5 protein-coding genes are annotated in these 6,493 nt (G+C 63.0%); 2 read left to right on the top strand and 3 right to left on the bottom strand.

Annotated elements, in window-relative coordinates; translation table 11 throughout:
- Window positions 1-11 precede the first annotated feature (11 nt).
- From ACFE8X_RS16530 to ACFE8X_RS16540, 3 genes are all read right to left on the bottom strand, one after another.
- The gene (locus tag ACFE8X_RS16530; protein ID WP_375452592.1) at window positions 12-1,016 is read right to left on the bottom strand and encodes an alpha/beta hydrolase; all 1,005 of its coding nucleotides are present in this window, start codon (window positions 1,014-1,016) and stop codon (window positions 12-14) included.
- A gap of 218 nt (window positions 1,017-1,234) precedes the next feature.
- Complete coding sequence (locus ACFE8X_RS16535) at window positions 1,235-2,452, bottom strand: lytic murein transglycosylase (protein WP_375452593.1); 1,218 nt, start codon at window positions 2,450-2,452, stop codon at window positions 1,235-1,237.
- A gap of 193 nt (window positions 2,453-2,645) precedes the next feature.
- Window positions 2,646-4,802, bottom strand: coding sequence for a mechanosensitive ion channel domain-containing protein (locus ACFE8X_RS16540; protein WP_375452594.1), 2,157 nt, complete (start codon window positions 4,800-4,802; stop codon window positions 2,646-2,648).
- Between the two features lie 158 nt (window positions 4,803-4,960).
- On the opposite strand from ACFE8X_RS16540, the gene ACFE8X_RS16545 reads away from it, so the two are divergent.
- Together ACFE8X_RS16545 and ACFE8X_RS16550 are read left to right on the top strand one after the other, a co-directional pair.
- The gene (locus ACFE8X_RS16545; RefSeq protein WP_375452595.1) at window positions 4,961-5,260 is read left to right on the top strand and encodes a hypothetical protein; all 300 of its coding nucleotides are present in this window, start codon (window positions 4,961-4,963) and stop codon (window positions 5,258-5,260) included.
- A 38-nt stretch (window positions 5,261-5,298) separates the two neighbouring features.
- Complete coding sequence (locus ACFE8X_RS16550; protein WP_375452596.1) at window positions 5,299-5,877, top strand: GNAT family N-acetyltransferase; 579 nt, start codon at window positions 5,299-5,301, stop codon at window positions 5,875-5,877.
- Window positions 5,878-6,493: the final 616 nt, after the last annotated feature.

The following is a 6,493-nucleotide window of genomic DNA, read 5'->3' on the forward strand; positions in this document are numbered from 1 at the left end:
CGATTCGCCCTCTACTTGCTGACCGGCTGAAACATTGCGTCCATCTGGGCGATGATATCGTCCATCGGCTCGATGACCTCGGCCGGCGGCTCGGGCACGACGGCAAGATAGGGCACGCCGCTGGGAAAAGCTCCGAACTGGTTGAAGAACAGCGTCATGTCGTCCAGCACCGGCGCCCGCCAGCGCCACAGCGATCCCAAGGCGATGACCGGCTCCATATGCCCGAAGCCGGGATAGAACTTGGTGGTTACCCACACGCCGCGCGCCTGCATAGCGCGCGCCAGATGCTCGGTATTCTGCATCCGCACGATCGGATCGCCGGTGCCGGTCGCCAGATACATTGGCGGCGCATCGCTGGTCACCAGATTGACCGGCTGCGTTCCCTCAGGATTGGACGCCGCGCCAAACGCATTGCGCACCTCGTCATATTCGAACGGGTAGAAATCATAGGGCCCAGAGAGGCCCGCAACGGCCCGGATCGGCATGGTCACGCCATATTCCTGCAGGAACGAGGGATCGAGCGCCAGCATCACCGCATTATAGGCACCTGCCGAATGCCCAGCCAGAAACAGCCGCGCCGGATCCCCGCCATAATTGGCGATATTGTCCTGCACCCATTTGAGCGCGCTGGCATTGTCCTCGAGGAATTCGGGATAATGCACTTCAGGCACCAGGCGGTAATCGGCGATCACCGCGACGAAGCCACGCGCCGCCAGAGCCCGCCCGACAAACTGATAGTCGCTGCGCTCGCCCCGGTTCCAGCCACCGCCATAGATGAAAAACACCACCGGGGCTGGGGCCCCGCGCTGCTGGGGCGCATACACGTCAAGCTTGTGGCGCGCTCCGTCCGCATAGGCGATGCCATCGCCCACTTTGGCCGTTCCCCCGTCCATGGATGCCGGCAGGTTGAACGGGTCCATCACCGACATGGCAGCGGTCGGGCCCTGTACGGCCAACAACACCAGCAGCGCCACCATGAGCGGCCGGAAAACACGCGAAACAGGCAATCTGGTCATGAGCACTACAATCAAACGAAAAGCCGGGAGCGTGGGCATGCCGGACGAAGCCGGACAATGTGTGACCGAAGCTGCCTTCTGGCGGCTTCGTGATCGGCTGCGCCCAGGGGCCCGCCAGCGGTCATGGGAAATGGGCGAGGGCAGGCGCCTCAATATCCGAAGCCTGCCTGCCCTCTACTTAAGCCCCGTCAGGGTGATCCCATAGGGTTAACGAAAGGTTAATTTTTGAGCCGATCCAGCAACCGACCGGACACGAACCCATCGGCGGGCAGGCCCGATTGTTGCTGATAGGCGATGACCGCCGCGCGTGTCTTGGGCCCGATGGCCCCATCCGGCGTGCCCACATTGAAGCCCGCTTGGTTGAGACGGCGCTGCAACTCCTGCCTTTGGCTGGCATCGAGGGCATAGTCATTGGCAGGCCAGGGCGCGGCGAACTCCGCCCCGCCCAAAATCCGGTCCGCCAGGTGGCCAACCGCCAGCGCATAGCTGTCCGAATTGTTGTAGCGCTTGATCACATCGAAATTGTGCAACAGCAAGAATGTCGGCCCGCTTGCTCCCGCCGGCATGTAAAGCCGCGCCACGTCGCTGCTGCGCGGGAATGGCTTGCCCGAAATCCGGGTAATGCCCATCTGCTGCCATTGCCCGATCGGCGCCTTGCCCATTTCGCGCGCCGCGCCATAATTGAAGCCCGAGGGCAGATGCACCTCATAGCCCCAGGTTTCGCCCGGGCGCCAATCGAAGGCCTTGAGGTAATTGGCGGTCGATCCCAGCGCGTCCTGCACCGAGTTCCAGATGTCCTTGCGGCCATCGCCGTTGTAATCGATCGCGTAGCGCATGAAGCTCGATGGCATGAACTGGGTATGCCCCATCGCGCCGGCCCATGAGCCGACCATGTTGGCGGGCCGCACATGCCCGTCCGAAACGATGCGCAACGCCGTCAGCAATTCGCTGCGGAAATAATCGGGCCGATAGCCGCCCTCGGTCAGCGTCGCCAGCGCAAAAATGGTGTTTTCGCCACCCATGAAGCCGCCGAAATTGGTTTCCATGCCCCAGATCGCCAAGACGATTTCCGGCTGTACGCCATAGCGCTGCTTGGCGCCGGTCAGGGTGTCGTTCCACTCGGCCCGCATGGCGCGGCCCTTGGCCGCCTGCGCGTCGGTCACCCGCTTGGCGATATATTGCGCTACCGTCTGGGAAAATTCAGGCTGCTTGCGGGTCAGCTCCAGCAGCCTGGGGATCATGGAATAGCCCGCGAACGAGGCCTCGAAGGCCTCTCGACTGACCCCCTTGGCCTGCGCCAGTGGCCACAGTCCGCGCACGAAGTCCGCACTGTTGGCCAAGGCGGCCGGCACGGCTCCCGCGCTCAGCAGCCCCGCGAGCAGCACGGCCGCAATGCCTTTCGAAAACCCGGAACGCCTGCCCGTCTTGTGCACCATGATGAGCCTCGTGATACCCAGCAAACACGTCACCACCGTGACGCCAACCATCCGCCGGTTACGGCATAAGTGGCCACCCCGCGGATAGCCTATTTTAACCCATCCAATTAAGATCGCCTTAAGGCCAAGGCTTCTGACCATCGCCGGCCCGATCACAAGGCCGTGGCCGGACGGCGTACCGCGCTTCAGGCGGTCAGGATGATGGCTGTTCGCCCACCGGTGGCAGCGCGCGACCGGAGGTGCCGGGCACATAGGACACCCTGGGCGTGGGCACTTGGATGTTGCGCTCGGCAAACAGCCTCATCACCAGTTCGCTGAAATACCGCCCGGCGCCCCATTGCTGGCCGGCAATGGTCTTGATCCGCGCCCGCAGCGTCATCGACGCCGGCGTGATGGCGATCAGCCCCTGCAGATCCAGATCATCGAGGATGACGCTCTTGTGCTCGCTGTCCATGACCATGGAGAAGGCGTCGCGCAGGGTCTGTTTGACCGCTTCGATATCGCTGTCATAGGCCACCTCGATCTCGGCGACGTAAAACGAGTATCCGCGCACCATGTTGCTCACCTGGTCCACCGAGGAAAACGGGATCAGGTGCACCGTCCCGCTCATGTCGCGAATGGTCACCGAGCGGATGGTGAGCTTTTCCACTACGCCGGACTTGCCCGCCGCCTCCACGACATCGCCTTCGTTCATGACGTTTTCGAACTGGATGAAGATGCCGGTGATGATGTCCTGCACCAGCTTTTGCGCGCCAAACCCGATCGCCAGGCCCAGCACCCCCGCACCCGCGAGGAGGGGAGCGATATTGACCCCGATCTGGGCCAGCGCCAGCATCACCCCGAACACCACCAGCGCGATCGTGAAGGCATTCTTGAACAGGTTGAGCAGCGTCTTTTCACGGTTGGTCGCCGCGACCCCGGCAGCGTTGTTGAGCCGAAATTCCACCCATGATGCGACGGCCACATAAAGAAAGATACACGCTAGGATAATCAGCAATGCCGAGCTGACCGAAACCACCACCTGCTGCCCGCGATCGCTGGAAATCCAGCCGACGAAATCGAACAGCGCCCAGGCCTGCGCCACCGCCAGCACCACGCCCACGATTGCGATCAACCGCACGATGCCCATAACCCGCGGCACGAAGGCATGCAGCCGCGCCTCGAGCAGCGGCAGGCGCGTCTTGATGTCCTGCGGCAAGTGCAGGCCCGCCTGGACGAACCGGGCAATGAACATCACCACCAGTACGCCCACCAGCACCGCAATCCCGGTCTGGACCGTAGCGCCCAGCATGAACGGCAGCGCCTGGTCCGGATTGGCGAACCACACGATCAGCAGCGCCACCAGATAGGCGATCGCCAGCATATGCCAGAACCGCCCGACCAGCAGCAGCAACTGCCCCAGCCCGTCATTCTGGCGTTTGCGCGCCAGATCATCCAGCCAGGTGCGCACCCCATCCTTGCATTGCAGCACGATGGTGATGCCGATGGTCACGGCGGTCGCCATCACCAGCACCTGGACGGCACCGGCCACGGTGCTTGAAAGATTGGCCGAGATCACCGGCGCGACGAACATGAAGGTATAGCCGAGCAGCGAGATGATGCGCCCCAGCCAGAACGACCAATAGGCGGCATTGCTGTCGCCCACGGGCAACAGGCGCAGGGCCTCAAAGCGCGGCTGCAACAGGGTACGCAGCACCATCTTGCTGATTTCCACGAGGAGGAACGCATTGAGCAACAGCGACTGGTTGATCCCCATCCTGCCCGGCGTTCCGGTGACGCTCAACGCCAGGATATTGCCAAGCGCCCAGATCAGGACGATCGAGCCCAGATCGAGCGCCGCTGCGCCAAGCGCTCCGGCCAGTCGCACATACCAGCGCTTGCCCGCCACCCGCGCGGCAATCTTGCGCTGCAGCCAGACCACGACGATCCGCGCGCCCAGCAACCCCACGACCAGCGCCGCAGCCACGATCAAGACGCCGATGGCGATATCTCTCAAAGCCGTAAGATCGACGCCATCGCCGCTAAAGCCGCCGCGCAGGCTGTCAAAGACCTGTCCCAACGCCCGCAATGTGCCCGAGACGCCTTCGGCCGCATGCCGGGTATATTCGGCCAGTTGCCGTGCAATGCTCAAATCCGCTGGCCGCTCGGCCGGCACAGCCTCCGCAGTCTCAGATTGTCGCAATCGCTCCAGCAGCGCCGCCCGCGTATCGTCGTTTTCGATGATCCTGATAAGCTCGTCGACGCCGCTATCGGCCGGCGCTGCGGTTTCGGTGACCAGAGGCAGCGTCTGCGCCGATGCCGATCCGGGGACCAGCATCACGAACAGCAGCAGGGCAATTGGTAAGCGCATGGTCACTCTCAGCCTTTGATTACGGAATGCGGAAAGCCCTGAAAGCAGGCCACCTGCATAGCGTCAACGCCGCAAGCGCGTAAAATGTGGCATCGGGGCAAAATCTGCACATGCGCGGCTCCGGGCGGGGCTGGAAATCGCTACTTGCTCGTGCCAGCATGCTGCCTGTGTCCATCCCCCTGCCCCCGGGCCACAATGGCGGCCCACCCCTCGACGATCCCCGAGCACCCCAATGGGGCAGCCATGGCATCGGCAAATACTTCGAATGGAAGGCCGCGACCCGCGCCGCCTGGAACGACGTACCCTTCGATATTGCCCGCATGCGCGCCCGCCGCGCCCAGGCGCTCGGACTGACCTATAGTGAATATACGCTCGAAATCCTCGAGCGCGGCCGCTATCTCCAGGCCGGCGATACCGAGCGGATCGCCCAAATCAAGCGCCGGCGCCCGGTGCCATGATCAGCCCCGCGACACCTTGAACGCCTATGGAACGGTCCATGTCGATATCGCGCGATCCACTGATGACCCGGCGTCTTTGCTTGCGGCCCTCCTCACGGACCAATGCAGCCCGGGCGGTCCAAATTCAGTCCGACTGGCATGTTGCACAAATGCTCAGCCGGGCTTCGTTTCCGCCTGTCGCACAAGACATGACCGATTGGTTCGGCAGCCACGAACGCGAATGGTCAAATGGAACGGCCTATCGTTTTGCCGTGGACCACGGTGGCAGGATGATCGGTCTTGTTGATCTCGACAGCGTCGCTGACGATCAGGGCACGCTCGGCTATTGGCTGGAGCGCGCGGCTTGGGGAAACGGCTTTGCCATGGAGGCTGCACAGACGCTGACGTGCTTTGGCTTCCGGGAGCTGCGCCTGGCGCGCCTGAAAGCGGGATATGCCGCCGACAATCCGGCATCGGGCCGTATTCTGACCAAATTGGGTTTCCGTCTGATAGACAAGGTTTCAGCCACTCCCGACCGCGCGCGGCGACCATCGAGCAATGGCGCTATGTCCTTGAGCGCGCTGAGCATGGATGAAAAGCAAGACGATCCATCCAACAGGGCGGCCCCGTGCGCTTGACGGATCAACTGGCCATGGACTATGCGACGCGGCTCGACGTCGGTCGTCGCTTCTATTCTGATTAGCCCCACGCCTGACGCCATTGGGCCAACGTCCATCGACCCAGTCTCTATCCTGATTGGCCGCCAACGCCCGACGCCCTTCGGCTAAAGCCCGATGCCGAATGCCCGACGCCATCATGCGGCCAGCGTCCATCGGCCGGTTCTTTGAGCGAAGTGAGCCCGGATAATGCAAACGGCCCATCCAACAGGAAGGACGGCCCCCCCCCCCGACCCGGACGTACCAATTGGCCATCGACCATCCGGACACGACGCGGCTAGCTGGGCGGTCGTCGCTTCTATCCCGATAAGCCTCCATTACCCGACCCGCCAGGCCTTATGCCCGACGCCCTGCGGCAAATGTCCTTCTGCCGAGTTCCTTGAGCGAAATGAGCCCGAATGAACTGCAAAACGATCATCCCACGGGACGGCGCGGTGCGCGTGACGTAGCTATGGCCATCGACCATCCAGATACGACGCAGCTCGGTAGCGGTCGTCGCTTCTTTCCTGATTGGCCCCCGATGCCCGATGCCCGATGCCCGATGCCCGATGCCCGATGCCCGATGCCCGATGCCCGA

The organism is uncultured Devosia sp., from assembly GCF_964244875.1.
Taxonomy (GTDB): Bacteria; Pseudomonadota; Alphaproteobacteria; order Rhizobiales; family Devosiaceae; genus Devosia.